Here is a 26,699-nt window from a genome sequence, read left to right as displayed (position 1 = left end):
CGGGCGGCGGGGGCGTCCGCCGCGCCGCCGCCGCCGAGGGGGCTGCCCGCGGTCGCGCGCGGGCGGGCCGCGCGGGACCGGCCTCGGGGGCGCCCTCCGCCCCCCCGCGAGCTGCTGCTCCGTGCACTCGGTACGGCGGATCGCTCCGCCAACGGCACCGGCGTACTGCGGACCCGCCGGCTGCTCGCCGAGTGCGACCGGCCGGGCTAGACGGCCAGGCGGATCACGCCGTAGTCGTAGCCGCGGCGGCGGTAGACGACGCTGGGCTGGTTCTCGTCGGCGTCGACGAACAGGTAGAAGTCGTGGCCGACCAGTTCGAGCTCGTAGAGGGCCTGGTCGAGCGACATCGGCTTGGCGGTGTGGGTCTTCTCGCGCATCACCAGCGGGCCGTCACCGGTCACCGTCAGCGAGCCGAACTTCTGGGTCGGGATCTCGTCCTCGGCGGTCTCCTCAACCACCACGTCGGCTCCGTTGAACGTCTGCTTGGCGTTCACGTGCCGCAGGCCCTCGGGCGCGTGCTCGCCGCGGTGCACGCGGCGGCGGTCGGCGGCCTTGCGGACCTGGGCCCGCAGCCGGTCCAGGCTGACGTCGAACGCCGCCTGCTTGGTCTCCCCGCACGCCTCGGCCCGGACCACCGGGCCCTTGGTGTACATGGTGAGCTCGACCCTCATCGCCCGATCGTGCTGTCGCGGGTTCTTCTCCTGACTGACTTCCACCTCGCATCGCAGCACCCGGTGATCGACCTTCTCGATCCTGGCGAGCTTTTCCTCGACGTACTGCCGGAAGCGGTCACTGACCTCGCAGTGATGACCCTTGACAACGACGTCCACGGAAACCTCCATCGATCGGCGACTTCTTTTACGTCTCGGGACCCCCGTTACCTGTCGGCAGGTGCCCGAAACGAGAACACCCGCTCACAAGCCGGTCGGACTCCGTGGCCAGGAATCCGGCTGATCCGGTCCTGCGCCACTTCACTGCCCGACAAGCCCTAGCGGGTGTCATAGGCCAACGCTAGTCGGCTTCGGCGAAAACCGGTAGGGAAGTTCTCATGAACCGGGCGTCGCGTGCCGCCGGGTCGCGGCCAGCACGGCGGATCCGAGCACCGCGATTCCCGTTGTTTCCAAGGCTCCGGCGGCCTGGCTGAGCGTGGAACCGGTGGTCAGCACGTCGTCGACCAGCAGGACCGGTTGAGTTGTCAGGGTTTCAGCCCAGCGCGAACGCACGCCGAAGACGCCTTCCACGTTGGCGATCCGCTCCTGCGCGGACAGCCCGGCCTGGTCCGCAGGCCGCCGGAGCAGCTTGAGAGCCGCCGCCAGACGGACGTCGTACCCGTTTTCGGACAGGTGGCGGGCGGCAACGATCGCGATCCGGCGCAGCGGTTCGTGACCGCGGGCGCGGACGGTCGCGCGGGCCGAGGGGATCGGGCAGAGCCAGGCGGCGCGACCTGGGGAGATCGCCGCGGCGACAGCGGTCGCGAGGGTCCGGCCGAGGGGCTCGGCGAGGGCGTAGCGGGCGTGCTCCTTGTGCTCGAGGAGCAGCCGGCGGAGGACACCTTCGTACGGCGCGCAGGCGGTCGCGGGCGGGAATCCGGGCGGCACAGGCGTTGGCGCGGCGGGAAACGGAGTGAGGGCTGCCAGTTCGGCGCGGCAGCCGAGGCACAGGGTGACGCCGGGGCGCGCGCAGCCGGCGCAGGAGCCGCCGAGGAGGAGATCCACCCACGCGTCCCGGAGTCCCACCCCCGAACCCTGCGCCTCGGAGTCCCGCCCGGACAAACCGGGGTTGTGGAAAACCTCAGGCGAGCAACCCGGTGATCAGCGTCATCGTGGGGATCGCGAGCAGCGTCGTGAGCATGACCGTGCTCCGGGCCAGCTGCTGACCGGTCCGGTAGTGCACGGCGTACACGTAAACGTTCTGTGCCGTCGGGAGGGCTGCGAGCAGGGTCGGCGCCAGCAGCGCGTGGCCCTCCAAGCCGAGAACCCAGCGACCGACGGCGTACGCGATGACGGGCTGGAGGACGATCTTGAGCGAGACCGCCAGGGCCACGTCCGGGGCCGGGCCGATGCGGGTGCTGGTCCGCCCGCTCAGGCTGAGCCCGTACGCGATCAGCGCGACCGGGACGCCGGCGGCGCCGACCAGCTCGACCGGGCGCATCAGAAGTGTCGGTGGGTCGAAGCCGACAGCGGCGACCAGCAGGCCCAGCAGCGACGCCACGGTCAGCGGGTTGCGCAGCGGGCGGGTCAGGACGGTCCGCAGCGACACCCTCCGGCCGGAGCCTTGCCGGTAACCGTCCAGTACGGCGAACGCGACCGGCGCCATCACCAGGAGCTGGAACAGCACGATCGGCGCGACCAGCGCGCCGTCGCCGAGCACGTAGACGGCGACCGGGATCCCCAGGTTCCCCGCGTTCACGTACGACGCGGCGAGCGCGCCGATCGTGGCCTGGGCCCGGTCGCGGTGCCGGACCAGGGCCGTCACGGTCACCGACAGCACGACGACGACCAGCACGCAGGACAGGCTGGTCAGCAGCACCGGCGAGAAGATCGCGTTCAGGTCCGCCCGGGCCACGGTGGCGAACATCAGCGCCGGAGTGGCCACGAAGAACGCCAGCCGGGACAGCACCTGCTCGTCCTCGCTGCGCAGCACGCCGGCCCGGCCGACGACGTACCCGAGCACGGCGACCGCGACCAGCGTGAAGAACGCGCTCAGGACGGAGGACATCGGGTGCCCTCGGACTTTGTCATTACCTCCATGCTAAGAACCGTCCGCCCACCGGTCGCCGCCGGTCCCGGATGCCGGACGACCGGAAGCGGACAGTCAGGCGCCCGGCGGGAAGGCGAACCGCCGGCCGCCGAGCACCGCGACCGCCGCCACGACCAGGAGCAGCAGCGCCGCCCAGGTCAGCGACATCGTGCCCAGCCCGGGGATCAGCACCCCGCCGAGGAAGCCGCCGAGCGCGATGGACGACGAGATCACCGTGATCGTCACCGACTGCGCGACGTCCGAGGCCGGGACGGTCGCGTCGATCACGGCCGCGATGAACAGGCTCGGCGAACTGCCGAACGCGAAGCCCCAGGCCGCGGCCGCGACGTACACGAGCACCGGCGTACCGGACAGCACCGCGAGCACCAGCACGCTGACCGCGAACAGCAGCGTGCTGCCGACGACCAGCTTGCGCAGGTGATGGTCGATGTGGGCACCGACCAGCAGCACGCTCAGCACCGCCGTCACACCGAAGGCGAACAGCACCCAGCCGGTCTGCCGGCTCATCCCGACGTGGTCCAGGAAGTCGGTGACGTAGGTGTAAACGATGTTGTGGGCAACCATGTACGCCGCGGTCGCGACGAGGATCGTCCGCAGGCCCGGGATCACCAGGACCTGCCGGACCGTGAACCGCTCGTCGGCCGCTTGCCCCGGCAGGTTCGGCAGCGTCAGTACGACCCACACCGCGTTCAGCACCGCGAGCCCGGTCGCGGTCCAGAACGCGACCTGCCAGCCACCGAAGTGGCTCAGCCAGGTGCCAACCGGTACGCCGAGCGCGAGCGACAGCGGCGTACCGGCCAGGGCGATCGCGATCGCCCGCCGCTGCCGCCCTTGCGGAGCGAGGCGGGCGGCGTACCCGGCGAGCAGCGGCCAGATCAGCGCGGTGCCGACACCAGCGGCGAACCGGATGACCATCGTCAGCGCGTAGCTGGTGGAGATCGCGGTCAGCGCGTTGGTGACGCCGACGACAGCCAGTGCGACCAGCAGCACGTTGCGACGCGGCCAACTCGCCGTCAGCCGGGACCACGGGATCGCCGCGAGCGCGGTGGCCAGCGCGTAGATCGTGACGATCTGTCCGGTCAGCGCGACGTCGGTGTGCAGGGTCGCGCCGATCTCGGGGAGCAGACCGGCCGGCAGGCACTCGGTCAGAATGCCGATGAAACCGCTGAGGAACAGCCCGAACAGGGCCTTGCCAGGAAGCCGGGTCGTGACCGGCGGGGTCAGAGTGGTGGTGTTCACGACTGTCAGCGTGCGTCGGCGTTCGGGGGCTACCCAGGCCACCGGTTTTCGTACCACTGGCAGGGACAGGCTCAGCCGCGCGTACGGCGCAATACTGGGGTCATGGGCAACGATCCGGGCGAGCTGAGCGAGTTCCTGCGCACCCGCCGGGCCCGGTTGCAGCCCGGCGACCTCGGGCTGCCGTCGTACGGGCGCCGGAGGCGGGTCCCCGGGCTGCGTCGCGAGGAGCTGGCACAGGTCGCCGGGGTCTCGGTCGCGTACTACACGCGGCTGGAACAGGGCAACGCACGCAATGTGTCGGTGGAGGTGCTGGATGCGATCTCCAACGCCTTGAGGCTGACCGAAGCCGAGCACTCGCACCTGCTGCACCTCGCGCAGCCCCGCCGGCAGCGGCCTACAGCCCCGCGACGCCAGCGGGTTCGCCCGGAGCTCCAGCTGATGCTGGACGCGATCGACGGCACTCCGGCGTACGTGTGGGGGCGGCGTACCGACGTACTGGCGTGGAACCGTACGGCGTCCGCCCTCTTCGGCGACTGGGCGGCGCGAGCGCCGCGCGACCGGAACTGGGCCCGGATCGTCTTCCTGGACCCGGCGGCCCGGGATCTCTTCGCCGACTGGCCCCGGAAGGCCGCCGACGTCGTCGGCCAACTCCGCCTGGACGCGGGCCGCCACCCCGGCGACCCGCTGCTCGACGAGCTCGTCGGCGAACTGTCGATCCGCAGCGAGCCGTTCCGCGAGCTGTGGGCCGCCCACGACGTGAAGCGCAAGACCCACGACCGGATGCGGATCAGCCATCCTCTGGTCGGCGAGCTGTGGGTCGGCTACGAGACCTTCACCCTGCCGGACGACCAGGACCAGGCCTTGTCGGTCTACCACGCCGAGCCGGCGTCGAAGTCGGCCGAGGCACTCAGAATCCTCGCCAGCTGGGGCGAGGACGCCGCCGAGGCCCGGTCGACCACCTGAGCGGGCTCCGGCCGGGAGCTGCCGGTAGATGAATTCTCAACCGATCTCTCGCCGCCGGGTAAGGGCTGCTCGCCGCAGCGACACCGGAACTCGAATCACCCCAATCGATTCGAGGAGAACGATGAAACGCACTCTCTCCGTCCTGGCGGTCTCCGCGCTCGCGCTCGGACTCGCGGCCACCCCCGCGGCGGCGGCGCCTGCTTCGGCGTCGCAGGGCATGGTCTTCGTCCAGAACGACGACCCTGCGGGCAACCAGGTCGTGGCCTACCGCCGGTCGTCCGACGGCTCGCTGCACAAGGCCGGGACGTACCCGACCGGCGGCCGTGGCGGCAGCCTGGAAGGCGCGGTGGTCGACCGCCTCGCCTCGCAGGGATCGCTCACCTACGACAAGGCACACCGAACCCTGTACGCCGTCAACGCGGGCAGCAACACCGTCACCGTCTTCGGTGTCGTCGGCGACCGGCTGGTACGCCGCCAGGTCGTCGGCTCCGGGGGAACCTTCCCCGTCAGCGTCGCCGTGCACGGCGCCGAGGTGTACGTCCTGAACGCGCGCGCCGGCGGCGCCGTCCAGGGCTACCTCGCCGTACTCGGGCACCTGGTGCCGCTGACGCATCGCTCCCTCGGCCTGCCCGTCACCAAGGGACCGCAGGAGTTCACGCACACTCCCGGCCAGGTCGTCGTGACCCCGGACGGCTCCTCGGTCATCGTCACCACCAAGGCCGCGACCCACAGCCTGCTCGTGTTCGGCCGGCACGGCCTGGGGCTGGCGAAGACGCCCACCGTCGTCGACGACGCCGGCAACGTCCCGTTCGCGGCCGACTTCGACCGCTACGGCCACCTGGTCGTGGCCGAGGCGGGCCCGAACGCCGTCGCGACGTACGCCGTCGGGCACGGCCTGCGTCTGCTCGACCGCACCCCGACCGGCCAGGCCGCGACCTGCTGGATTGTCATTGCCGGAGGCAACTACTACGTGTCCAACGCGGGCAGCAACTCGCTGTCCGGCTACCGCGCCGAGCGCGACGGCTCGCCGGTCGCCCTGGGCAACACCACCACCGGCGAAGGCACCGTCGACGCCGCGGTCACCCCGGACCGGCGCTACCTCTACGTCCAAACCGGCAAGGCCGGCGCTGTCGACGCGTTCCGGATCGGCGCCAACGGATCGCTCACCAAGATCAGCACCACCGTCGTCCCGAACGCCGCCGGCGCGGAGGGCATCGCCGCCAGCTAGCCGGTACAGGTAAGAATCAGCACGGATCCGCCACCAACCTCTCGTCCCCTCGACCGGAGGTAGAACGATGCGAACGCCGTACAGATCACTGGCCTTCGCCTCCGCGGTGCTCTCGCTGATCGCCGCCTTCGCGGCCGTCGGCTCGACCATCCCGCTGTTCAACCTCTACCGGGCGGAAGAGGGCTTCACGAACGGCGGCATCTCGCTGACCGTCGTCGCGTACTCGGCGGCGACTCTCACCACGCTGCTCGTGACGGGGCGCCTGTCCACTCATCTGGGCCGGCGCCCGGTCGCGATCACCAGCCTCGCGCTGCTCATCGCCGGCTGCGTGCTGCTCCTGAAGGTGCACCACATCGGCGTACTGATCGGCGGCCGGTTCCTGATGGGCCTCGGCGCCGGGCTGGCGAGCAGCAGCCTCACCGCGTACGTCGTCGACGCCGCTCCCCCGAGACCGGCGTGGCTGGCCTCCGTCGCTTCCAGCCAGACAGTCATGTTCGGCCTCGCCGTCGGCGCGACCACCTCCGGCGCGCTGGTCCAGTACGGGCCGTGGCCGCGGGAGTTGATCTACCTGGTCGTCATCAGTCTGCTCTTGCTGTCCGTCCTCCTCATCGCCATCAGCCCCGAGACGGTCACCCCGATCCCGGGCGCTCGGCGATCGCTGCGGCCCAGCGTCGGCGTACCGTCCAGAGTCAGAGCCTTGCTCCCCGTCGCGGCGGCGGTGCTGCTGGCAACGTGGGCCACCGGCGCGTTCTACCAAGCGTTCGTGCCCGCTCTGGTCGCCGAAGACCTCCGCACCGGCAACGCACTCGTCCTCGGACTCGTCTTCGCTGCCTACATGGGCCCCAGCGCCCTGGGCGCGCCCCTCAGCGGCCGCTTCTCACCGGCTACGGCGCAGCGGATCGGCATGATCGCGTTCCTCACCGGATGGATCGGGCTGCTCGCCGCGATCACCACCCACACCCTGCCGCTGTTCATCGCCGCGTCCATCGTCGCCGGAGCCGCTCAAGGCGTCGCGATCAGCGCCGCCACCCGCGGCCTGCTCACCGGCAGCGCCCCCGCTGACCGAGCGCCGATCTTCTCGACGATCTATCTCCTCAGCTACAGCAGCGCCACGCTACCGAGCCTGATCTCCGCCCGGCTGTCCACCGTCTACTCGCCGCCCCACATCGCCTTCGGGTACGGCGTACTAGCGCTACTGTGCGCGTTGTTCACCATCACTGCAGCCGGCCGCTCACGAGCCGGTCGGTAGATCCTTCAGTCCTGCAGCAGTTCGTCGATCTGGGTGCCGCGCAGGTAGTGGGAGAAGGCGGAGTCGTGTTTCGGGTGGCGGCGGTAGCGGGCCGGGACGACGCGGCCTTCGAGGTCGTCGGCGGTGCTGTCGGCGAACCGCCACAGGCGACGGGCGATGCGGCCGGCGACGCCGCTGTGCGGGGAGTTGGGGTGCGAGCGCGTCGGTGAGTGGTCCTGCGCGACGAGCAGCTCCTCGGCGTGGGCGGCCAGGGCGTCGCTGTCGGAGTCGGCCGCGATCCGGGCGGCGACGACGCGTTCGAGGGCCTCGTGCTCGGCGAGGAGTCTGTCGATCACCATCCAGACCTCGTCGTGGCCCAGCTCCAGGTACCGGCGGTCGCCGTACTGGCGGCCCTTGAGCACACGCAGGGACTGCTCGAGCTTCCGGAGGTTGCCCAGGTAGCGCGACACCTCGTCGGCCGGCCAGTTCCTGGCTTGCCGGAGCAGTACGTCGGCGGAGGCGGCCAGGTGCTGAGCCGTGTACGCCGTGAACAGGTCGGCGCCGTGCCGCCGATGGTGCGAGGCGATCTCGTGGCTCTTCGGCACCGCGGCGAGGTCGTGCAGCCGCGCGTGCTCGGAGCGCAGCGCCGCGTCCAGCCGCGACTCCGCGATCCCGGTGCGCGCCAGCTCGTGCCGATCCGACATCCCCGGCTGCAGTACGTCGACCAGCCGATGGTGCTCCGGGTGCTTGCGCAGGAAGCGGTCGATCGCCGGGCAGTAGTTGGTGACCTGGGCCTCCGAGGCCGCCAGGTCGTCGAACACGGTCCGGATCAGCAGTGTCGCGAACCCGCGCCCGCGCAGGTCGGCCCGGACCTGGGTGAGCCCGAAGACCCGCCGCCCGTCCACGTCGTGGTAGTCGAGCGTGCCGGCGGTCTCGGTCCGGAACCGGAGCTCGTAGTACCCCAGCTCCGCGTTCTCGACGATCCGGGCACGCTCGTCGTCCAGCAGGATCTTCATCCGGGCCTCCTCACGCCGGTCCTTCGATGGTGTCGCCGCGGCGCGCCGGTCTTACCCGGCGCGCGCGTCCGATCAGCTCCGCCCGGCCATCACGCCGCCGTCGACGTTCAGGATCGCGCCGGTGATCCAGCTCGCCTGGTCGGACAGCAGGAAGCTGATCGCCGAGGCGATGTCGCCCGCCGTACCGACCCGGCCGAGCGGGTGGAACGCGTCGAACTCCTGGATCGCCTGCGCCAGCTGGTCCTTCGGGATGAAGCCTTCGTACAGCGGCGTCGCGACGACCGCCGGCGCGACCGCGTTCACCCGGATGCCCTCGCCGGCCAGCTCCATCGCCAGGTTGTGGGTCAGCGCGTGCAGCCCGGCCTTCGCCATCGAGTACCCGGTGGCCGGAGTCACCGCGACCGCCTGGTGCGCCCACATCGAACCGATGTTCACGATCGAGCCGCCGTTCCCGGCGACCTGCATCCCGCGGACCACGGTCTGGGTCAGGAAGAACGTCGCCCGGCTGAGCTCCAGGTAGGCGTCGTAGTCCGTCCCCTCGTAGTCCAGGAAGCTCTTCGGGATGAAGAACCCGGCCGCGTTCACCAGCAGACTGGTCTCCGGGTGGTCCTCGGCCAGCTGCTTGCGCACGTCCTCGACCTGGTCGCGGTCGGCCAGGTCCGCGGTGATTCCCCAGGCCCGGTCGGCACCGAGCTCGGCGACCGTCTCGTCCACCTTCGCCTGGCTGCGGCCCACGATCACCGCCTTGGCGCCCTGCGCCACGAGGTCCACGGCGGTCTGCCGGCCCATGCCGCTGCTGCCCCCGATCACCACCAGTTTGCGTCCGTCGAAGTTCCCCATCACACACTCCCTTTCGCGTCGAGTTCACCTCGTCTGTGTCGGTCCGGTCCGGCGTCTTACGCCGGATCGGTAAGACAGCAAGGCGAATCGACACTCACCAACCGGGTGCTCGGGAAGGGAGGCCGATGATCGTTCACAGCGAGCTGTACGCCGGCGGCGACCGGCGTACGGGCCTCCCCGACGTCGTCGCCGGGGACCGGACCGGCGCCGCGTTCGCCTGGATCGATCTCCACGAGCCGACGGACGCCGAGCTGCGCCACGTCCAGCGCCTGTTCGGCCTGCACGAGCTGGCGGTCGAGGACGCCCAGGCCGCGCACCAGCGCCCGAAGTTCGAGCGCTACGGGAACGCGATGGCCGTCGTACTGTGCACGTTGCGCTACCTCGACGACGTCCAAGCCGTCACGACCGGACAGGTCACCGTCTTCCTCGGCCACGACTACGTGGTCACCGTCGGGCACGGCGACCGCCGCGACCTGCGGCGCGCCCGCGCCACCCTCGACGAGATGCCGGCCGCGCTGTCCCACGGCCCGGCGGCCGTGCTGTGGGCGATCTGCGACGCGGTCGTCGACACCTACGCATCGGTGACCGGCTCCATCCAGGCCGACGTCGACGCGATCGAGACGGCGGTCTTCGGCGAACGCTGCACGAGCGAGGCCGAGCGCATCTACATGCTGAAGCGCGAGGTGCTGGAGATGCGCCGGGCCGTCGTACCGTTGCGTGAGCCGATCGAGCAGTTCGCCAGCACCGCGACGCTGCCCGTCGACGCGGACGCCGCGGTCTACTTCCGCAACGTCGCCGGTCACGTGGCCAGGGTCTGCGAGCAGACCGACTCGCTCGACAAGCTCCTCGGGTCCGCCCTGGACGCGCACGCGGCGCGGGTCTCCGTGCAGCAGAACGACGACATGCGCCGGATCTCGGCGTGGATCGCGATCGCCGCCGGCCCGACGGTCGTCTGCGCGATCTACGGGATGAACTTCGACAGCATGCCCGAGCTGCACTGGCAGTACGGCTACTTCGTGGTCCTCGGGCTGATCGCCGCCGGATGCTCGGCCCTGTACGCCGGTTTCCGGCGAGCCGGGTGGCTCTAGCTCCAGATGCGGCCGGTCTGTGCCGTGACCAGGTGATCCACCAGCGGTACGGCGAACTCGCCCGTCCCCTGCTCGGTGACACTGACGATGAAGCGCCGGATCAGCGGATCGTCGACCGCCTCGGGATCGACACCGCCCAGCCATCTCTGCAGCGCGGTACCGGGTCGTTGAGCCCGCAGTGCGTTCACGGTGATCCCGGTACCGGCCAGCTCCGCGGCCAGGTTGACCGTGTGGGCCTCGACCGCGGCGACGCAGGCCGCGTAGATGTTGCCACCGGGCCAGGAGACCAGGTCGCCGACCGAACCGCACACGTTGACGATCCGGCCCCAGCCCCGATCGAGCATCGGCGGGATCACCGCCCCCGCGAGCACCACGACACTCGCGACGTTGACGGTGAACGCGTGCAGGACGGCGGCCGGCTCGAGGGCGCTGACCCCGCCGAGCGGCGCGACCGTCGCCGCGTGGTTGACCAGGATGTCGACCTCGCCGAACACCTGCCCGACGCCCTGGACGAGCGCCGGCACCGACTCGGGATCGCTCAGGTCCGCAATGAACCCGTCGGCCTCGCCACCGGCCCCGCGGACCGCCGCGACCGTGGCGTCCACCCGGGCCGGCGACTGCGCGACGACCGCCACCGCCGCACCGGCCGCCCCCAGCTGCTCGGCGATCGCCCGCTCGACGGCGCCGCCGGCCCCGGTGACCAGGGCGACTCGGCCATCGAACGGTCTTCGGGGTCTCTCGCCTGTGAACATGCTTGTTGGAGCACGGACGGCGACCGCTTCTTACCTACGCGCCGGTACCTTCGCGTGCACCCGGACCGAGTCCATCGCCAGCTCGAGCGCGATCCGCATCGGCCCCGGGTCGCGGGCGGCCTGCGCCAGCACGTACCCGCCCTGCAGCGCGGCCATGATCCCGGTCGCCAGCGTGCGCGGATCGGCGTCCTCGGCGAGCATGCCGTTCGCCCGCATCCGCTCCAGCACCGCGGTCAGCAGAGAGATCCAGGTGGTCAGGTGCTCGTCGAGATCGATCCGGGCCGCCTCGTCGTGGTCGGAGACCTCGGTCGACAGGGCGCCGAGCTCGCAGCCACGGGCTCCCCGGCGTACGGTGACGCGCTGGAGAATCGCCCGGCACCAGCGGTCGAGCCCACTGAACGAGTCGACCCGCTGCAGGTACTGCTCCTCCCGCTCGAGCACCCGGCCGCCACGCCGCGCGACAACGGCCAGGGCCAGCGCGCTCTTGTCGGGGAAGTGCCGGTAGAGCTGCGACTTGCTGGTCCCGCTCGCCGCGATCACGTCGTCGAGCGTGGTCGCGGTGGCGCCCTTGAGCGACATCAGCTCGTCGGCGGCCGCGACGATCCGGGCCCGCGTGGCCGCGCCGCGCGCCGTGAGACGGCGGTCGGCGTCCTGCACGGTCCCGGGCACACGACGAGCCTATCCGGGTCAGGCGGCGGGCGCCTCCGCTTCGGGCCTTTCCTCCTCGGACCGTAACCGCGCGAGCGAGGTAAGCCTCCGCGCCGCACCGACACCAAGTCTCCTGAGGACGGCGTACGGAGTCTGGGGAGTGCCGATGACGAGTTTTCGGACCGTGTCCGCGGGCGGGCTCGAGATCTTCTACCGCGAAGCGGGCCGGCCGGGTGCGCCGAAGGTACTGCTGCTCGGCGGGTCGGCCGCGGCGTCGTACCAGTTCCGGTGTCTGTTGCCGGCGCTGGCTGATCGATTCCATCTGCTCGCGGTCGACTACCCCGGCTTCGGCAACTCCGAGAGCCCGGATCCGGCCGGCTGGGACTACACCTTCGACAGCCTCACCGAGATCGTCGACGAGGCGCTGCTCGCGATCGGCTTCACCGGCCCGATGGGCCTGTACCTGCAGGGCCACGGCGGCCCGATCGGCAACCGGCTGATCTCCCTGCACCCCGACTGGCTGCAGTGGCAGATCATCCAGAACGCCAACAGCTACGACGAGGGGTTCACTCCGATCTGGGAGCACGTGCGGAACGGCTTCTGGACCACCCGCGACACCGCGCCGGTCGAGGCGTTGCTCGCCCCACAGACACTCAAGTCGGTCCACCTCACCGGCCATCCGGACCCGGCCAGGATCAGCCCCGACAGCTGGAACCTCGAGCTGCGTCACCTCACCCGACCGTGGGCCCGCGAGGTACAGCTCGACCTCTTGTACGACTACCGCACGAACGCCGCCCGGTACGCCGCCTGGCAGCGCCGGTTCCGCCGCGACCAACCGAAGACCCTGGTCCTCTGGGGCCAGGGCGACTACTTCTTCACCCCGGCCGGCGGCGAGGCCTACCTCCGCGATCTCCCCGACGCCCGCCTGATCCGCCTCGACTCCGGCCACTACGCCCTCGAGGACCGCCTCCAGGAGATCGTTGCCGAGATCAAGAGCTTCTACCACGACGTGATCAGGTAGCTCAGTCGAACTCGTAGCGTTCCTCGCGCCACGGGTCGCCGTGGTTGTGGTACCCGGCCCGCTCCCAGAAACCGGGCTCGTCGCGCCGCAGCAACCGCAGACCGTTGAGCCACTTGGCCGACTTCCAGAAGTACAGATGCGGCACGAGCAGCCGGACCGGACCACCGTGCAACGCGGGGAGGTCCTTCCCGTCGTACCGGTGGACGATCCAGGCCTTCCCGCCCAGGAGGTCGGTCAGCGGAAGGTTGGTCGTGTAGCCGCCGTACGAGCTCGCCAGGACGTGCGTCGCCTCCGTGCTCACGTCGGCGAGCAGTGTGTCGACGGAGACGCCTTCCCAGGTGGTGTCGAGCTTGGACCACCGGGTGACGCAGTGGATGTCGGCGACCACCGACTCGGTGGGAAGCGCGCGCAGGTCGCGCCACGTCCACCGGCGCTCGGCGCCGGTTTCCGAGGTGAGCGTCAGCTCCCACTTGTCCTTCGGGATCAGCGGGGTGACGCTCGTGGAGAGCACCGGGAAGTCAGTGGTGAGATGCTGCCCGGGCGGAAGCTCGCGCTCGCCGGAGTTACCTCGTCCCTCGAAGCCGCGGTTGACGACTGCCATCTGAACCTCCCGCCCTGTGTCGCGATGTTCTCACGCGGGCTGGTGCTCCTGCAGGTAGCCCGCGGCGATCAGGGCGGTGCGGAGTTTGCGGCGGGCGTCGAACATCGTCTTGTAGATCGCGTTCTGGGTCGCGCCGAGCTGCTCGGCGAGCACGTCGGTCGGCATGCCGTTCAGGACCAGGGCGACGAAGACCGTGCGCTGCTTGGCCGTCAGCGTCTCGTCGACAGCACGGCGTACGGCGGCCATCAGGTCGCGGCTCTCGGCGTGCGCCTCCGGCCCGACCCCGAGCCGGGCCGGAAGGCGCTCCCAGTCCTCCTCGTCGAAGGCGACCCCGGCGCGCTGCCAGAAGTGCCGGTTCACCTTGGCCCCGACGTCGAAGATCACGAACTTGTACGCCCAGGTGGTGAACTTGCAGTCGCCGCGGAACGTCTCGACCTTGCCGCAGATCGCGAGCAGCGCGTCCGCGGCCGCCTGGTGGGCGATGTCGTCCAGTTCGGGACCGGCCAGCCGCAGCCGCGCGGCCCGGCGGCCCGCCTCGGAGCGGGCCGCGCGCAGGAGTACGTCGTACAGGCGCCGGCTGGCGAGCTCGCGCCGGTCGCCGGTGCTGCTCAGGTCGCTGACCCAGGCGCGGTTCTCCGCCGCCGCCTCGGCGGAGACGGACCGCGTCTGGGGCAGGGACTCGACCACTTCGCTCTCCAGAGATCGTCCGTAGCGGCTGATACAAGAACAAGATGGACGATACCGTCCATTTCAGCCATAGTCTACTCGTCGCCGAGGAGTTAACTGGTCGATCTAGTCCACTGTGTAGCGGCCTTCGAACGTCACCCCGTCGTTCAGCCCGGTGAAGGCGAGCCCGACGATCCGCCGGTCCTCGACGATCCAGCGCAGCGTGTAGCAGGCCCGGTACGACGGCGGCCAGAACGAGCAGAACCGCCCGTCGCCGTCGACCGACCACTCCCCGGCGCTGTCGCCACCGCGTTCGGAGTACGTCGTCCGTCCGTCGCTGGTGAAGACCTGGGTCGCGCCGTCGGCGTACCGCAGCCGGCCGGCGGTCACCGCCCCCGGAATGTCGCCGGCGGCAACGATCCCGCCGTCCTCCGCTTCGATTCCCTGCAGCTGTTCAGCCATGAGCACCTTCCTGGATCGTCATTGCGGGCAGGTCGAGGCAGTGCATCCCGCGCCGCTCGGTGAGTATCAGCAGGATCGCGTCGCAGCCCCGGCACCGCGCGACAGTGCCGGGGCCGGACCTGTACACGACCAGCTCGGCTATCACCCCAGCATTGCCGCAGCCTGCGCACCGGTACTCCACCGTGGTCATGTCGTGCGCGAAAAGGTCGTGCATGACACCGGCGATGGCGTTGCCGTCAACGGGTTCCATCGTGGTCAGCCTCCTGTCCCGCCGAAGCGTTCGGTGCGGATGCGGGCTGGATCGTGGCCCAGGCCCACCAGGCCGCGGGCCGCCGTCTCGACGAACGCGGTCGGCCCGCAGATGTAGGTGAGCGGCTGTACGCCGACCGGCCAGCCCGTCTCGGCCAGCAGCGCCGGATCGATGCGGCCGCGGTGCCCGTCCCAGTCGTCCGGCGCCTCCCGCGTGAGCGTGATCGCGACGTCGATCAGGTCATCGGCGCCCAGCTCGCTGAGCTCCGTACGGTAGATCAGGAGTTCGCGCGAGCGCGCGGAGTACAGCAATCGAACCGGCGCCTCGCTGTTCCGCGCCCGGTGGTGCCGCAGCATCGCCCGCAACGGCGCCACGCCCGATCCCCCACCGATCAGGAACAACGGCGCCGCGGTGTCGCCGTCCCAGACGAAGTGCCCGCCGATCGGCCCGCGGAACTCGAGCTCGTCGCCCGCGCGCAGCTCGTCGACCAGGAACGGCGAGACCTCACCGTCGTCGAGCCGCTCGACGGTGATCGACACGTTCTCGTCCTCCGGCCCGGACGCGATCGAGTAGCTCCGCTCGGTCCGGTAACCGTCCGGCGCGGTCAGCCGTACGTCGAGATGCTGCCCCGCGCGATGCCCGGGCCAGCCCGGGACAGCCAGCGTGATGGTCTTCACCCGTGGCGTCTCGAAGCTCGACCCGACCACCGTTCCGGTCTGCCAGCTCAGTCGCCGTAGTACCGCTGCTCTTTCCACGGGTCTCCATAGTTGTGATAGCCGTACCTCTCCCAGAATCCCGGCTGGTCCTCGGTCATCAGCGTCAGCCCGCGGACCCACTTCGCGCTCTTCCAGAAGTACAGGTGCGGCACGAGCAGCCGGGCCGGCCCACCGTGCTCGGGGTCGAGCGCCTTCCCGTCGTACTGGTCGACGATCCAGGCCTTCCCTCCGCGAAGGTCCGCGAGCGGAACGTTCGTGGTGTAGCCACCGTCGGAGAACGCCAGCGCATGCACCGCCGGCGTCGACACCCCGTCGAGGAACGTGTCGATCGGCACCCCCGACCACATCATGTCGAGCCGCGTCCACTTCGTCACGCAGTGGATGTCGACGGTGATCTTCTCCCGCGGCAACGCCTGGAACTCCGCCCACGACCACGACACCGGCTCGTCCACCGCACCGCGAATCGTGAAGTCCCAGTCCTCCAGCCGCGTGGTCGGCGTCGGCCCGGCCGACAGCACCGGAAAGTCCCGCGTCTCGTACTGCCCCGGCGGCACCCGCGACGACTCCGCCGAGCGCCGCCCGACGAACCCCCTGGTGACAGCCATCAGGCACCCGCCCAGGGCGGCAGCTTCGTACCTCGTTCGATTGACATGTCTCCCTGTGTCAGGAGCCGCGCCGAACCTTTCCTTCTCCAGCCTGAATCACCGAAGCGGGAGACAGAAGACGTTCACCTTGATGCCGTTGACGGTGTCCTGGCGCCCGAGCGTGAACCCGAGGTGTTCGGCCAGGCGAGCGCTCGGAGCGTTGTCGGGATGGATGACGGCGGTCAGGTGGTCGTCGGCGAGATTCCCCCTCGCCCACTCGATCCAGGCCCTCGCACCCTCGCGGGCCAACCCCTGCCCCTGAGCCGATTGCCGCAGCGCGTAGCCGAGCTCGACCTCCTGCCACTCGGGCCAATGACTGAGCCCGATGCGACCCACCAGCTGCCCGGTCTCCTTCACGATCACCGCACTCTGCCCGTACCCGCGCTCCGCCCACTCCCGCGCGCACCGCTCGGTCTGCGCACGGGTGGACTCCGGGGTCAGGGAGTCACCGCCGACGTACCGCGCGACCTGGGGGTCGGAGTAGACACTCCACAGGTCGTCTGCGTGCTCGGGCCCGAGCGGCACCAGTTCGAGGCGATTCGTCTGCAAGATCATGCTGCTGATCCTGACGGCAGCATCGATGATCCCGCAGGCCCGTGCGTTTCGGCGCGCCTCGGACCGGACGTCGAACCAGATCGACGTCGGCCCTTGCGTTTCGGCGTGCCTCGGACCGAACGCCGACGCCCACCACTGTCCAACCTCCCGCAGCACCGGCGTGTCGGCGCGACACGCCGTGGCTGGTGGTGGTTAGTCGGTGGTGGGTGTCGACGTGGACACGCCCACACCCACCGACCGCGTGGGGCAGAAGCCGACGGGGATCACCCGCAACCACGCACCGCGACGCAGAGGGGGCGGGCAGGCGCGCGGGCTCGCTCACGTCCAGCCACCAACTCCGTGGAGGCGCCACCTGACAGGGATCACCACGAACCACGCAGCCTGAGACAGAGGGGGCGGGTGGGCTCGAAGCACCCGCCCACCGACCGCATGGGGGCAAATCCCGACAGGGATCAGCCCGGGTAGATCGGGGTGATCTTGATCGGCTGGTCGTTTTCCTCGAGTTCTGACCAGTTGAGGTCTTTGCTTTGCCAGTGGGTGACACCCTCGGTGTCGCGGACGACCGGGAGCGTGTCGATGTTCGGGTTCGATGCCAGGACGTCCGACTGGAAGGCGTTGTTCGGGGAGCCGGGGATGATGCGAGGCGCGGAGCCGTCGACGTTGACGAGCCAGGGTTGGCGGGCGCCGGTCGGGGTGGGGCGGCCGGAGACGAGGACGCCGAGCTGGTTCCAGGTGGCGTCGGTGATGTCGTAGAGCGGGACCTGCAGCGGTCGCGGCTGGCTCAGTTGCAGGCGCTTGGCGTCGTCGGTGGTGACGGTCGCGGTCTCGACCGTGTTCTGGCCGTTCTTCTCGCGGATCACCAGCAGCGCCCGTACGCCGTCCGGCGCCATCCGGAGCTGGACCGGTGTGCGCCCCTGGAAGGTGGTGCGGACCTCGGCGAGCTTGCCGTCCTTGAAGCGGACCCGCAGCCGCGGGGTGTCGCCGGCGGCGCGGTCGAGGATCCACAGGTTGTCCTGGCTGTCGAAGCTGGGGCGCAGGACGGTGCCGTCGGTCGGGACCAGGTCGACCTTGTCGTCGTCGTCGGTGGCGGCATCCAACGGGCCGATGGCAACGACTTTCTCGCCGCCGGTCTCGGTCACCACGGCGCCGGTCTCGCCGCGGGGGTCGACGGCGAAGCTCTCGGCGGCGTACCGGTAGAGCAGGCTGTCGTCGAGGCGGGTGATGCCGATGGTGGTGGCGCTGTCGAGGTTGGCGCGGACGATCTTCTGGTTGACGACGCCGTACAGCTCCTTCATCTGCGGGATCGGCACCGTCGGGTCGAATTGGGCGTAGTTGGCGAACTGGAGCGCGTCGGTGCTGTTCTCGACCAGGCCTGCGCCGTCGACGGTGATCCGCACCCGGGTGCTGATCGGGCGCAGCGTCCACATGATCTGCGCGGCCAGTACGCCGCGGTCGGCGGCGGACAGGCCCGCGGCGGACTTGCTCAGCTCGACGGTCGCCTCACCGAGCTCGACCGGTACCGAGACGTTGACCTGCGTACCGGGCGGCGCGGCCGTGCCGACGCCGTTGCCGAGCCGGTTGGTCGGGCCCTTGAGCAGCTCCTGGACGAGCCGGGTCGCGACCTGGCCGGGCGGCAGCTGGGGCAGGAAGATCGGGTCGGGGACGAGCATGTCGCGGTCGCGGTTGGCGAAGTACAGCGCGTACGGCTCGAGCCGCGACTCGAGCTGGTTGTTGGGCAGGAAGGTCCCGTTGGGGACGCTGGAGACGCGGAACTGCCCGTCGGCCTGCTGGACGGTGAAGTTGAAGTCGACCATCGCGCCGCGGGGCGCGGACGACCAGCTGCCGCGGGCGTCGATGGTGCCGACCATCGGGGCGCGGAGCCGGATCGTGTTGGTGCCGGGGACCTGGGTGAGGGCCTTGGTCGAGGACTGGTCGTAGACCGTGATCCCCTTCTCCGGCTCCCACTTCGCCGCCGCGGCCGGCGTCATGTACTGGCGCGCGGTGTCGTAGTTGCTGAAGTCGGACATCGCCTCGACGAACCCACTGACCAGCGCGGCGGGTTTCGCGTTCGTCCGCGGCACCTGCGCCTCGACGCCGACCCGGCCGCCGGACGCGGCGGCCGCGTTCTTGCTGCCGTTGCGGATCTGGCCCTCGGTGGGCACGGACGCGCACCCGGCAGCCACCAGTACGACGGCCAGCCCAGCGCCCAGCACCCGAGCAGCGGATCCCGGCGCCGACCAACGCCGGCTCGCCGTACGCGCTGCTGGCGTCGCTCGTCGCTTCACAGGTCGTCACCACCGGTCAGCTTCTGGTACGGCGCTCCGACGTCGACCAGCATCTCCGGGACCACCCGGGACGCGTCGGAGGGGCGCGCGGGCAGCGGGGAGCCGGACAGGGTGACGTCCGGGCGGCGGGGCAGGGTGAGGCGGAAGTACGCGCCGTCGCCGGGCGCACCCCAGGCGTCGAGGCGGCCGCCGTGCAGCCGGGCGTCCTCGAGCGCGATCGACAGGCCGAGACCGGTCCCGCCGGTGGTCCGGGCGCGGGCCGGGTCGGCCCGCCAGAACCGGCTGAACACCATCTCGGCCTCCTCGGCGCGGAAGCCGATGCCGTGGTCGCGGACGGCGACCGCGGCGGCGTCGTCGTCGGTCGCCGTACTGATCAGGATCGGCCGGCCTTCGCTGTGCTCGATCGCGTTGCCGATCAGGTTGCGCAGGATCCGCTCGATCCGGCGGGCGTCGACCTGGGCGCGGCACGGTTCGGGCATGTCGAGCTGGACCTCGCAGCCCTTGCGCTCGAGCAGGGTCTCGTGGTTCTCCAGCACCCGGGCGACGATGTCGCGCAGGTCGACGTCCTCGAGGTCGAGGGCGGCTGCGCCGGCGTCGAACCGGCTGATCTCGAGCAGGTCGGCGAGCAGCTCCTCGAAGCGGTTCAGCTCGTTCTGCAGGAGCTCGACCGAGCGGCGGCTGATCGGGTCGAACTCGTCGCGGGTCTCGTGCAGCAGGTCGGCGGCCATCCGGACGGTGGTCAGCGGTGTGCGCAGCTCGTGGGAGACGTCGGAGACGAACCGGCGCTGCAGCCGGGACAGCTCCTCCAGGCGGCGGATCTGCTGCTGCAGGTTGCTGGCCATCTTGTTGAAGGAGACCGCCAGCCGGGCCAGGTCGTCGGTACCGCGGACCTGCATCCGCTCCTCGAGCTTGCCGGCCGCCAGCCGCTCAGCGATCCGCCGGGCCATCCGCACCGGGGTCACGACCTGCCGGGTGACCAGCCAGGCGACCGCACCCAGCAGCACGACCAGCAGCAGACCAGCGGTGAGCAGAGCCCGCTGTACGACGTCCAGCGTCTCCTGCTGGGCCGTGAGCGGGAACAGGAAGTACACCTCGTACCGCTCGCCGGTGGAGTCGACGCGGACCTGGGAACCGATCGCCAGGCCCGGTGCGCTCGGCCTGCCCTCGTAGTTGATCAGCGTGTAGGTGTCCCACAGCACGGTGGGGTCGCTGCCGACCGACGACTGCAGCTCCTGGGGCACCGAGTTGCTGACCACGCCGCCGGTCTGCTGGATCAGGACCGAGCCGGAGTTGTCGGTGGGCATCAGGACCACGTCGTACAGGCCGGCCCGGTTGGAGTTCTGGACGAGCTCGGTCAGCTTCTGGGTGATCGTCGCCGGGTCGGCGGCGTTGATCGAGCTGGACAGCGCGTTCAGCTGCGCGGCGGCCTCGGTCTGGGCGCTGGTCCGGCGCGACTCCAGGACGCCGTCGGTGACCTGGCTCATCATCACCCAGCCGACCAGGATCAGGACGACGGTCGACATCAGCAGCGTGCCGGTGACGATCCGGGCCTGGATCGAGCGCCGCCAGATGTCCGGCCAGCGGGCCGGGTGGGTGCGCCAGAACGGCGCCGGCTGGGCGTGCCAGTCCAGCCCGGCGGCGGTGAGCTCGATCTCGGTCCCGCGAGGCTCCGGTGCGGTGTCCGGCTTGTCCGCCTGCGACGCGTCGTCGCGGCCGTACTCGATCAGTCCGCACCCGCCTTGTAGCCGACGCCGCGGACGGTCACCACGATCTCCGGGTGCTCGGGGTCCTTCTCGATCTTGGAGCGCAGCCGCTGGACGTGCACGTTGACCAGCCGGGTGTCGGCGGCGTGCCGGTACCCCCAGACCTGCTCGAGCAGAACCTCACGGGTGAACACCTGCCAGGGCTTGGAGGCCAGGCAGACCAGCAGGTCGAACTCCAGCGGGGTGAGCTGGATGGTCTCGCCGCTGCGCTTCACCGAGTGCCCGGCGACGTCGATGGTGAGGTCGCCGATGGTCAGCGACTCCGGGCCGGGCTCGTCCATCCGGCGCAGCCGGGCCCGGATCCGGGCCACCAGCTCCTTGGGCTTGAACGGCTTCACCACGTAGTCGTCGGCGCCGGACTCCAGTCCGAGCACCACGTCGACGGTGTCGCTCTTGGCGGTCAGCATCACGATCGGGACGCCGGACTCGGCCCGGATCGCGCGGCAGACGTCGATCCCGTCCATGCCGGGCAGCATCAGGTCGAGCAGCAGCAGGTCGGGCTTGAACTCCCGGAACGCCGGTACCGCTTTGTCACCGGTCGCACACAGATAGGTGTCGTAGCCCTCGTTGCGCAGCACGATGCTGAGCATCTCCGACAACGCCGTGTCGTCGTCGACGATGAGAACGCGTCCTCGCATCGTCCGGTTGCCTTCTGCCACGCCCTGCTCCCTGCCTGCCGTTGCCGCTTGCCGTCTGCCGGTCCGGTTCGTCGAATCAGGTGGTGCGACTCGGGGCCGCACTACGGATAGTGTCCCATTCCCCAGGTAGTGCACACGCCGGATCGCCGGGCGAGCCCCCGGCAATGCGGGTCCGTGGACCGCCCGGGGGGTGATCATGGTGCAAGTCGTGCCCGGGGGACAACCCGGGGCGGGGACGCGAGGGGAGGTACGGCGTGCGCGACGACCTCGGGGTGCGCGACGGCGGCGGGGACCCGCTGCGGCCCTGGCTGCCGGCCGACCTGCTGGACAACGCGGCCCGGACGATCTCGGAGAACAAGGCGATCATGCTGGGCCTGCCGGTGCTGGCGGGGATCGCGCTGGCCGCCGTACAGGCCGGTCTGACCCAGCTGACGGTGCCCGGGGGGATCGGCGCCCTGTTCGGCGAGGACGACCCGCTGGAGCAGGCCGGCGCCGCGCTCCTGTTGATGTACGGCGTGCAGCTGGTGCTGTTCGCGGTGGTGTCGAGCATGCTGGCCGGGATCATCGCGCTGGCCGCGGTCCGCAGTCAGCTGGGCCGGCGGCTCGGGCCGCGGGAGCTGCTGCGGCTGGTCCGGCCGGCGCTGCCGGCGCTGGCCGGTGTCGGGCTGCTGCAGTCGCTGTCGTTCGTCGTACTGCTGGCGGGCTGGGGGCTGAGTGTCTTCGGTGTCGGGCTCGGCGCCGACGCCGCGATCTCCTCGGACGTGGCCGGACTCGTCGCACTGGCGATGATCCTGATCGGCGCTGTGCTGGTGATCATCTTCGGCATCCGGCTGGTGCTGTCCGGGACCGTGGTGCTGATGGAGGGCAAGCACGCGCCCGACATCGGCCTCTACGTCCCTGCCAGGGTTGGCGTCTGGGGCGCGCTGAAGCGTTCCTGGTACCTGGTCAAGGGCAGGTTCTGGCGGGTCTTCGGTGTGCTGCTGTTCGGCGGTGTTGTGGTCAACATTGTCAGCTACGCGCTGCAGTTCGGCGTGACGACGCTGGTGCTGACGCTGGGCAGCTGGGTCGACAGCAGCGAGGGCGACGCCGCGCTGATCGTCGGGATCGCCGTCGCGGCCGCTGCCGGTACGGCGACCGTGGCCACGCTGATCGCCAGCCTGGCCTTCATGTCCGCCGTCCAGGCGCTGATCTACCTGGACCTCCGCGTCCGCCGTGAGGGGCTCGACCTGTGGATGCGGCCCTCGCTGCGGCCGACCGTGCCCGGACCGACGGAGTGGCAACGTTGATTCCTTTCGAGCCCCCGGTGGACATCAGCCGGGAAGACGCGGCCGCCGAGGCGGCCCGGGAGCTGTCCAAGCCGGTCTACGGCCAGGCGGGCGACTCCCTGGTCAGCAGGGCGGTCCAGAAGGTGTTCGAGTGGATCGCCGACCTGCTGGACGGTCTGGTGAGTCCCAGCACCAACGGGCGCACCGGGCTGATCCTGCTGTTCGGACTGATCGCCCTGGTCGTGGTGGTCGTGCTGTGGCGCGCTGGTGTGCTGCGGACGTCAGGAGGCAAGGCCAGCCAGACAGTGTTCGACACCGAGCGTCCACGCAGTGCTGCCCAGTACCGCGCGCAGGCAGAGCAGGAGGCCGCTGCGGGTGACTACAGGTCGGCAGTACGCAGCAGGTTCCGCGCTTGTGTTGCCGAGCTGACGGAACGCACAGTGCTCGACGAGAGAGCCGGGCGTACGGCGTACGAGGCAGCAGCCGACGCCGGTCGCGCCGTGCCTGCGCTGCGCGACCCGCTGCACCCAGCGGCTGACGCGTTCACGGAGGTTGTCTACGGCAACCGCCCCGGTACGCCGGAGCGCTACGCCAAGGTGGTGGCTGCCGACGAGGCGGCCCGCCGGGTCTCCACCAGGGCGCTGGTCCAGGGATGAGCACACCGGTCGGCCGGAGCGTCGGCGAAGGCTGGCGAGCGCTCCGGATCCCCCTGCTGGCGACAGCCGTGATCGTGCTCGGTGTGGTCGTGCTGATGGTTCTGACGGCTGCTCGGACCTCTGGTCCGTTCAGCCCGGACTCGGCCGAGGGCAGTGGCGCCAAGGCGCTGGCGACGCTGCTGGAGGACCACGGCGTCCAGGTGACCGGCACGGAGAACCTGGACGACGCGGTGGGCAGCGGAGCCGACCGGGCCTTGCTGATCGGCCCGTCGGGGAACCTGAGCAGCAGCGACTGGCGCCGGATCGACGCGTCGGGCTGGGAGCACCTGATCCTGGTCCGGCCCGGCCGCGAGGCGCTGGAGACGCTTGCTCCCGGCATCGAGAACGCCAGCTCCACGCTGCCCGCCGGCAGCCGCTCCCCCGGCTGCGACCTGCCGGCGGCGCTCAAGGCCGGCACGGTGACGGTCCGCGGTACGACGTACACAGCCCCTCGGCAGGCCCAGTCCTGCTACGGCGACGGCATCAACTCCACGCTGGTCCGGATCGAGCGCGCCGGCCGGACCGTCGACGTGGTCGGCACCCAGCAGTCGTTCACGAACGCCGAGCTGGCCGACGACGGCAACGCGGCGCTCGCGCTCAACCTGCTCGGCACCCACTCGGAGCTGGTCTGGTACCTCCCGCAGTACGAGTCGTCGGACTTCGACGACGCCGGCACCGGCGACGGGCCGCCGCTGATCCCGCCGGACGTCCGGTACATCGCCTGGGCGCTGGCCTTCGCGGTGTTCGTCGTCGCGCTCTGGCGAGGCCGCCGGCTCGGTCCGGTCGTGCCGGAGCCGCTGCCGGTCGTCGTACACGCTGCTGAGACCACCGAGGGCCGGGCCCGGCTCTACCGGCGCTCACGCGCCAGGGACCGCGCTGCTGCCGCGCTGCGCGAGTCGGCGCTCGGCAAGATCTACAAGGTCCACGGCATCCCCCGCCGGGCCGACCCGACCGCAGTGGTCAGTGCGCTCGCTGCCCGGACCAGTCTGGACCCGGCGATGCTGTACGACATCCTCTACGGCGGGCCTCCGGTCGACGACGCCGCACTCATTTCTCTGTCCGACGCTCTGCAAGTACTGACCCAGGAGGTAGCCCGTGACGGCGGAAGCACAACGGACCGCTGAGGTGACCCCGGAGCGGGCCCGCCAGGCTCTGGTCGAGCTGCGCACGGAGATCGGCAAGGCCGTCGTCGGCCAGGACACCGCCGTCACCGCCTTGGTGCTCGCCCTGCTCTGCCGTGGCCACGTCCTGCTCGAGGGCGTCCCCGGTACGGCGAAGACGCTGATGGTGCGGGCGCTGTCGATGGCGATGCGGCTGGACACCAAGCGGGTCCAGTTCACCCCGGACCTGATGCCCGGTGACGTCACCGGGTCGCTGGTGTACGACGCGAAGACCAGCGAGTTCGAGTTCCGGCCCGGCCCGGTGTTCACCAACATCCTGCTCGCCGACGAGATCAACCGGACGCCGCCGAAGACCCAGGCCGCGCTGCTGGAGGCGATGGAGGAGCGGCAGGTCACCGTCGACGGCGAGCCGCGCAAGCTGCCGTCGCCGTTCGTCGTCGCCGCGACGCAGAACCCGATCGAGTACGAGGGCACGTACCCGTTGCCGGAGGCCCAGCTCGACCGGTTCCTGCTCAAGGTGACGCTGGACATCCCGCCGCGGGACGCCGAGATCGCCGTACTGGCCCGGCACGCGCAGGGGTTCGACCCGCGGGACCTGGTCGCCGCCGGGATCCGCCCGGTGGCCGGGCCGGAGGACCTGCTCGCCGGGCAGGCCGCCGTACGCCGGGTCGCCGTACGGGAGGACCTGTTGGCGTACGTCGTGGACCTGTGCCGGGCGACCAGGCAGTCGCCGTCGTTGCAGCTCGGGGTGTCGCCGCGTGGTGCCACCGCGCTGCTGGCGGTCGCCAGGGCCTGGGCCTGGCTGTCCGGACGTGACTACGTGATCCCGGACGACGTGAAGGCGATGGCTCGTCCTTGCCTGCGGCACCGGGTGCAGATCCGGCCGGAGGCCGAGCTGGAGGGCGTCACGGCGGACGCCGTACTGGAGAGCGTGCTCGCCACCGTTCCGGTTCCACGCTGATGGTCGTCACGGGCCGGGCCGGTCTGCTGGCCGGCTTGGGAGTCGTCTTCGTCGCTCTGGCGATGCCGAACTGGTCCGGTGTCGGTCTGGTCGTTGCTGTCGTCCTGGTGGTGTGCCTGGTCGACCTGCTGCTCGCTGGGTCGCCGCGGCGGCTGCAGCTCAGCAGGGACGGGGACACGGCGGTGCGGCTCGGGCAGCAGGCTGTTGTGACGTTGCTGGTCGCCAATCCGGGTCGGCGGGTGAGGGGGTTGCTTCGGGACGCTTGGCCGCCTTCGGCCGGCGTACTGGATCCTCCGCACAAGCTGGATCTACCAGGTGGTGAGCGGCGGCGACTGATGACGCATCTGGTGCCGACGCGGCGTGGTGACCGGAAGGCCTATCGGGTGACTGTGCGGTCTGTTGGGCCGCTGGGGTTTGCTGGACGGCAGGGGTCGCACGACGTGCCGTGGACTGTGCGGGCACTGCCACCGTTCAACAGCCGCAAGCACCTGCCGTCACGGCTGGCCCGGCTGCGGGAGCTGGACGGGCGGACCGCGCTGCTCGTCCGCGGGCAGGGGACGGAGTTCGACTCGCTGCGCGACTACGTGCCGGGCGACGACGTGCGCAGCATCGACTGGCGGGCGACCGCGCGGCGCAGCAGCGTCGTACTGCGGACCTGGCGGCCGGAGCGGGACCGGCAGGTGGCGATCGTGATCGACTCCGGGCGGATGTCCGCGGGTCGTGTTGGTGACGCGCCGCGGCTCGACCACGCGATGGACGCCGCGCTGCTGCTCGCGGCGCTGGCGACGCGGGCTGGTGACCGGGTTTCGTTGCTGGCTTGCGATTCCGCGGTCCGGGCCGATGTACGGCGTCCGGCGCCGGAGGACGTGCTGCCGTCGTTCGTCAACGCGCTGGCCAACGTCGACGCCGAGCTGGTGCAGACGGACTTCCGCGTCGTCGTCTCGCAGACGCTGGAGCGGTTGGGCCAGCGCTCCCTCGTCGTCCTACTGACCGGCCTCGAGCCGGCCGTCATCGAGGAGTCCCTGCTCCCCGTCATCGGCCCGCTGCTGCGCCGCCACGTCGTCGTACTGGCCTCGGTCGCCGACCCGCGCCTCGACGAGCTCGAAGCCGCCCGCGCCGACCTGATCGAGCTGTACGGCGCTGCCTCGGCCGCCCGCTCGCGGCTCGACCGCGAACGCGTCACCGCGGTACTCACCCGAGCCGGCGTCACGGTCGTCGACGAGAACCCGGACCAGATCGCCCCGGCGCTGGCCGACACCTACCTGGCGCTGAAGAAAGCCGGCCGCCTCTAGCC

The 26,699-nt window shown here is 70.7% G+C and carries 29 protein-coding genes; 11 read left to right on the top strand and 18 right to left on the bottom strand.

The annotated features are described in order from the left end of the window. Positions 1 to 210, top strand: a 210-nt coding sequence (locus tag AB0M01_RS34375) for a hypothetical protein (RefSeq protein ID WP_363676662.1), incomplete at its 5' end; no start/stop codon positions are given. Here the strand turns inward: AB0M01_RS34375 and raiA are convergent. From raiA to AB0M01_RS34355, 4 genes are all read right to left on the bottom strand, one after another. After that, positions 207 to 830 carry a ribosome-associated translation inhibitor RaiA gene (raiA, locus tag AB0M01_RS34370; RefSeq protein ID WP_363676667.1) on the bottom strand — a complete coding sequence of 208 codons (624 nt, stop codon included), beginning with the start codon at positions 828 to 830 and terminating at the stop codon, positions 207 to 209. The two genes, AB0M01_RS34375 and raiA, sit on opposite strands and share 4 nt — an antisense overlap. 216 nt (positions 831 to 1,046) lie before the next feature. Beyond that, positions 1,047 to 1,736 carry a phosphoribosyltransferase family protein gene (locus AB0M01_RS34365; protein ID WP_363676661.1) on the bottom strand — a complete coding sequence of 230 codons (690 nt, stop codon included), beginning with the start codon at positions 1,734 to 1,736 and terminating at the stop codon, positions 1,047 to 1,049. 55 nt (positions 1,737 to 1,791) lie between these two features. Next, positions 1,792 to 2,718 (bottom strand): AEC family transporter, encoded by a 927-nt coding sequence (locus tag AB0M01_RS34360; protein WP_363676660.1) that lies wholly within the window; start codon positions 2,716 to 2,718, stop codon positions 1,792 to 1,794. 96 nt (positions 2,719 to 2,814) lie between these two features. After that, on the bottom strand, positions 2,815 to 3,999 hold the full coding sequence (locus AB0M01_RS34355) for an MFS transporter (RefSeq protein WP_363676659.1): 1,185 nt from the start codon (positions 3,997 to 3,999) through the stop codon (positions 2,815 to 2,817). A gap of 102 nt (positions 4,000 to 4,101) precedes the next feature. Between AB0M01_RS34355 and AB0M01_RS34350 the strand changes: the two genes are divergently transcribed. The 3 genes from AB0M01_RS34350 (at position 4,102) to AB0M01_RS34340 (ending at position 7,439) form a co-directional block, all read left to right on the top strand. Next, complete coding sequence (locus AB0M01_RS34350) at positions 4,102 to 4,962, top strand: helix-turn-helix domain-containing protein (RefSeq protein ID WP_363676658.1); 861 nt, start codon at positions 4,102 to 4,104, stop codon at positions 4,960 to 4,962. Positions 4,963 to 5,083: 121 nt separating this feature from the next. Further along, complete coding sequence (locus AB0M01_RS34345) at positions 5,084 to 6,190, top strand: hypothetical protein (protein WP_363676657.1); 1,107 nt, start codon at positions 5,084 to 5,086, stop codon at positions 6,188 to 6,190. A 67-nt stretch (positions 6,191 to 6,257) separates the two neighbouring features. Then, positions 6,258 to 7,439, top strand: coding sequence for an MFS transporter (locus AB0M01_RS34340; protein WP_363676656.1), 1,182 nt, complete (start codon positions 6,258 to 6,260; stop codon positions 7,437 to 7,439). A gap of 5 nt (positions 7,440 to 7,444) precedes the next feature. On the opposite strand, the gene AB0M01_RS34335 is transcribed toward AB0M01_RS34340, so the two are convergent. Together AB0M01_RS34335 and AB0M01_RS34330 are read right to left on the bottom strand one after the other, a co-directional pair. Then, entirely contained in the window at positions 7,445 to 8,434 is a 990-nt protein-coding gene (locus AB0M01_RS34335; protein ID WP_363676655.1) for an N-acetyltransferase, read from the bottom strand. A gap of 72 nt (positions 8,435 to 8,506) precedes the next feature. Then, positions 8,507 to 9,274, bottom strand: a complete 768-nt coding sequence (locus AB0M01_RS34330; RefSeq protein ID WP_363676654.1) for an SDR family oxidoreductase — start codon at positions 9,272 to 9,274, stop codon at positions 8,507 to 8,509. Between the two features lie 125 nt (positions 9,275 to 9,399). On the opposite strand from AB0M01_RS34330, the gene AB0M01_RS34325 reads away from it, so the two are divergent. Continuing rightward, the gene (locus AB0M01_RS34325) at positions 9,400 to 10,362 is read left to right on the top strand and encodes a magnesium and cobalt transport protein CorA (RefSeq protein WP_363676653.1); all 963 of its coding nucleotides are present in this window, start codon (positions 9,400 to 9,402) and stop codon (positions 10,360 to 10,362) included. On the opposite strand, the gene AB0M01_RS34320 is transcribed toward AB0M01_RS34325, so the two are convergent. Beyond that, the gene (locus tag AB0M01_RS34320) at positions 10,359 to 11,114 is read right to left on the bottom strand and encodes an SDR family NAD(P)-dependent oxidoreductase (protein ID WP_363676652.1); all 756 of its coding nucleotides are present in this window, start codon (positions 11,112 to 11,114) and stop codon (positions 10,359 to 10,361) included. The two genes, AB0M01_RS34325 and AB0M01_RS34320, sit on opposite strands and share 4 nt — an antisense overlap. A 30-nt stretch (positions 11,115 to 11,144) precedes the next feature. Then, positions 11,145 to 11,783: a TetR family transcriptional regulator gene (locus AB0M01_RS34315; RefSeq protein ID WP_363676651.1), complete on the bottom strand. Its 639-nt coding sequence runs from the start codon at positions 11,781 to 11,783 to the stop codon at positions 11,145 to 11,147. Positions 11,784 to 11,928: 145 nt separating this feature from the next. On the opposite strand from AB0M01_RS34315, the gene AB0M01_RS34310 reads away from it, so the two are divergent. Next, positions 11,929 to 12,783 carry an alpha/beta fold hydrolase gene (locus tag AB0M01_RS34310; RefSeq protein ID WP_363676650.1) on the top strand — a complete coding sequence of 285 codons (855 nt, stop codon included), beginning with the start codon at positions 11,929 to 11,931 and terminating at the stop codon, positions 12,781 to 12,783. Position 12,784: 1 nt separating this feature from the next. Here AB0M01_RS34310 and AB0M01_RS34305 read toward each other — a convergent pair whose 3' ends face one another. The 10 genes from AB0M01_RS34305 to mtrA all read right to left on the bottom strand — a co-directional run bounded on the left by AB0M01_RS34305 (position 12,785) and on the right by mtrA (position 21,363). Continuing rightward, on the bottom strand, positions 12,785 to 13,384 hold the full coding sequence (locus AB0M01_RS34305) for a sulfite oxidase-like oxidoreductase (protein WP_363676649.1): 600 nt from the start codon (positions 13,382 to 13,384) through the stop codon (positions 12,785 to 12,787). Between the two features lie 30 nt (positions 13,385 to 13,414). Then, positions 13,415 to 14,071 (bottom strand): sigma-70 family RNA polymerase sigma factor, encoded by a 657-nt coding sequence (locus tag AB0M01_RS34300; protein WP_363676648.1) that lies wholly within the window; start codon positions 14,069 to 14,071, stop codon positions 13,415 to 13,417. Positions 14,072 to 14,176: 105 nt separating this feature from the next. Then, positions 14,177 to 14,512: a hypothetical protein gene (locus AB0M01_RS34295; protein WP_363676647.1), complete on the bottom strand. Its 336-nt coding sequence runs from the start codon at positions 14,510 to 14,512 to the stop codon at positions 14,177 to 14,179. Continuing rightward, positions 14,505 to 14,762, bottom strand: a complete 258-nt coding sequence (locus tag AB0M01_RS34290; protein WP_363676646.1) for a DUF6510 family protein — start codon at positions 14,760 to 14,762, stop codon at positions 14,505 to 14,507. The genes AB0M01_RS34295 and AB0M01_RS34290 overlap by 8 nt, the downstream gene beginning before the upstream one ends. 5 nt (positions 14,763 to 14,767) lie before the next feature. Further along, on the bottom strand, positions 14,768 to 15,517 hold the full coding sequence (locus tag AB0M01_RS34285) for a ferredoxin reductase (protein WP_363676645.1): 750 nt from the start codon (positions 15,515 to 15,517) through the stop codon (positions 14,768 to 14,770). After that, positions 15,487 to 16,083, bottom strand: a complete 597-nt coding sequence (locus AB0M01_RS34280; RefSeq protein WP_363676644.1) for a sulfite oxidase-like oxidoreductase — start codon at positions 16,081 to 16,083, stop codon at positions 15,487 to 15,489. The genes AB0M01_RS34285 and AB0M01_RS34280 overlap by 31 nt, the downstream gene beginning before the upstream one ends. A 96-nt stretch (positions 16,084 to 16,179) precedes the next feature. Further along, complete coding sequence (locus AB0M01_RS34275; RefSeq protein WP_363676643.1) at positions 16,180 to 16,677, bottom strand: GNAT family N-acetyltransferase; 498 nt, start codon at positions 16,675 to 16,677, stop codon at positions 16,180 to 16,182. Between the two features lie 452 nt (positions 16,678 to 17,129). Further along, the gene (locus AB0M01_RS34270) at positions 17,130 to 18,890 is read right to left on the bottom strand and encodes an LpqB family beta-propeller domain-containing protein (protein WP_363676642.1); all 1,761 of its coding nucleotides are present in this window, start codon (positions 18,888 to 18,890) and stop codon (positions 17,130 to 17,132) included. 68 nt (positions 18,891 to 18,958) lie between these two features. Further along, positions 18,959 to 20,518: an MtrAB system histidine kinase MtrB gene (mtrB, locus tag AB0M01_RS34265; RefSeq protein ID WP_363676666.1), complete on the bottom strand. Its 1,560-nt coding sequence runs from the start codon at positions 20,516 to 20,518 to the stop codon at positions 18,959 to 18,961. 167 nt (positions 20,519 to 20,685) lie between these two features. Further along, a complete protein-coding gene (gene mtrA / locus AB0M01_RS34260; protein WP_077013824.1) occupies positions 20,686 to 21,363 on the bottom strand; it encodes an MtrAB system response regulator MtrA in 678 nt (225 codons plus the stop codon). Positions 21,364 to 21,617: 254 nt separating this feature from the next. Between mtrA and AB0M01_RS34255 the strand changes: the two genes are divergently transcribed. From AB0M01_RS34255 to AB0M01_RS34235, 5 genes are read left to right on the top strand one after another with little or no spacing between them, the layout of a single operon-like run. Then, positions 21,618 to 22,649, top strand: a complete 1,032-nt coding sequence (locus AB0M01_RS34255; protein WP_363676641.1) for a hypothetical protein — start codon at positions 21,618 to 21,620, stop codon at positions 22,647 to 22,649. 17 nt (positions 22,650 to 22,666) lie between these two features. Beyond that, the gene (locus AB0M01_RS34250) at positions 22,667 to 23,284 is read left to right on the top strand and encodes a DUF4129 domain-containing protein (protein ID WP_363676640.1); all 618 of its coding nucleotides are present in this window, start codon (positions 22,667 to 22,669) and stop codon (positions 23,282 to 23,284) included. Continuing rightward, the gene (locus tag AB0M01_RS34245; protein WP_363676639.1) at positions 23,281 to 24,447 is read left to right on the top strand and encodes a DUF4350 domain-containing protein; all 1,167 of its coding nucleotides are present in this window, start codon (positions 23,281 to 23,283) and stop codon (positions 24,445 to 24,447) included. The genes AB0M01_RS34250 and AB0M01_RS34245 overlap by 4 nt, the downstream gene beginning before the upstream one ends. After that, positions 24,419 to 25,405 (top strand): MoxR family ATPase, encoded by a 987-nt coding sequence (locus AB0M01_RS34240; protein WP_363676638.1) that lies wholly within the window; start codon positions 24,419 to 24,421, stop codon positions 25,403 to 25,405. Before AB0M01_RS34245 ends, AB0M01_RS34240 begins: the two co-directional genes overlap by 29 nt. Then, positions 25,405 to 26,697 (top strand): DUF58 domain-containing protein, encoded by a 1,293-nt coding sequence (locus AB0M01_RS34235; protein ID WP_363676637.1) that lies wholly within the window; start codon positions 25,405 to 25,407, stop codon positions 26,695 to 26,697. Before AB0M01_RS34240 ends, AB0M01_RS34235 begins: the two co-directional genes overlap by 1 nt. Positions 26,698 to 26,699: the final 2 nt, after the last annotated feature.

Origin of the sequence: Kribbella sp. NPDC051770 (assembly GCF_040681455.1) — a bacterium.
Taxonomy (GTDB): domain Bacteria; phylum Actinomycetota; class Actinomycetes; order Propionibacteriales; family Kribbellaceae; genus Kribbella.
Note: the sequence above shows the minus strand (reverse complement) of the source record. Positions and strands in the feature narration are given on the sequence as shown.

Coding starts and splice junctions, on each gene's coding strand:
- AB0M01_RS34360 (WP_363676660.1), bottom strand. CDS start 2,718: ATGTCCTCCGTCCTGAGCGCGTTCTTCACGCTGGTCGCGGTCGCCGTG.
- AB0M01_RS34350 (WP_363676658.1), top strand. CDS start 4,102: ATGGGCAACGATCCGGGCGAGCTGAGCGAGTTCCTGCGCACCCGCCGG.
- AB0M01_RS34345 (WP_363676657.1), top strand. CDS start 5,084: ATGAAACGCACTCTCTCCGTCCTGGCGGTCTCCGCGCTCGCGCTCGGA.
- AB0M01_RS34340 (WP_363676656.1), top strand. CDS start 6,258: ATGCGAACGCCGTACAGATCACTGGCCTTCGCCTCCGCGGTGCTCTCG.
- AB0M01_RS34335 (WP_363676655.1), bottom strand. CDS start 8,434: ATGAAGATCCTGCTGGACGACGAGCGTGCCCGGATCGTCGAGAACGCG.
- AB0M01_RS34330 (WP_363676654.1), bottom strand. CDS start 9,274: ATGGGGAACTTCGACGGACGCAAACTGGTGGTGATCGGGGGCAGCAGC.
- AB0M01_RS34325 (WP_363676653.1), top strand. CDS start 9,400: ATGATCGTTCACAGCGAGCTGTACGCCGGCGGCGACCGGCGTACGGGC.
- AB0M01_RS34320 (WP_363676652.1), bottom strand. CDS start 11,114: ATGTTCACAGGCGAGAGACCCCGAAGACCGTTCGATGGCCGAGTCGCC.
- AB0M01_RS34310 (WP_363676650.1), top strand. CDS start 11,929: ATGACGAGTTTTCGGACCGTGTCCGCGGGCGGGCTCGAGATCTTCTAC.
- AB0M01_RS34305 (WP_363676649.1), bottom strand. CDS start 13,384: ATGGCAGTCGTCAACCGCGGCTTCGAGGGACGAGGTAACTCCGGCGAG.
- AB0M01_RS34295 (WP_363676647.1), bottom strand. CDS start 14,512: ATGGCTGAACAGCTGCAGGGAATCGAAGCGGAGGACGGCGGGATCGTT.
- AB0M01_RS34290 (WP_363676646.1), bottom strand. CDS start 14,762: ATGGAACCCGTTGACGGCAACGCCATCGCCGGTGTCATGCACGACCTT.
- AB0M01_RS34280 (WP_363676644.1), bottom strand. CDS start 16,083: ATGGCTGTCACCAGGGGGTTCGTCGGGCGGCGCTCGGCGGAGTCGTCG.
- AB0M01_RS34275 (WP_363676643.1), bottom strand. CDS start 16,677: ATGATCTTGCAGACGAATCGCCTCGAACTGGTGCCGCTCGGGCCCGAG.
- mtrA (WP_077013824.1), bottom strand. CDS start 21,363: ATGCGAGGACGCGTTCTCATCGTCGACGACGACACGGCGTTGTCGGAG.
- AB0M01_RS34245 (WP_363676639.1), top strand. CDS start 23,281: ATGAGCACACCGGTCGGCCGGAGCGTCGGCGAAGGCTGGCGAGCGCTC.
- AB0M01_RS34235 (WP_363676637.1), top strand. CDS start 25,405: ATGGTCGTCACGGGCCGGGCCGGTCTGCTGGCCGGCTTGGGAGTCGTC.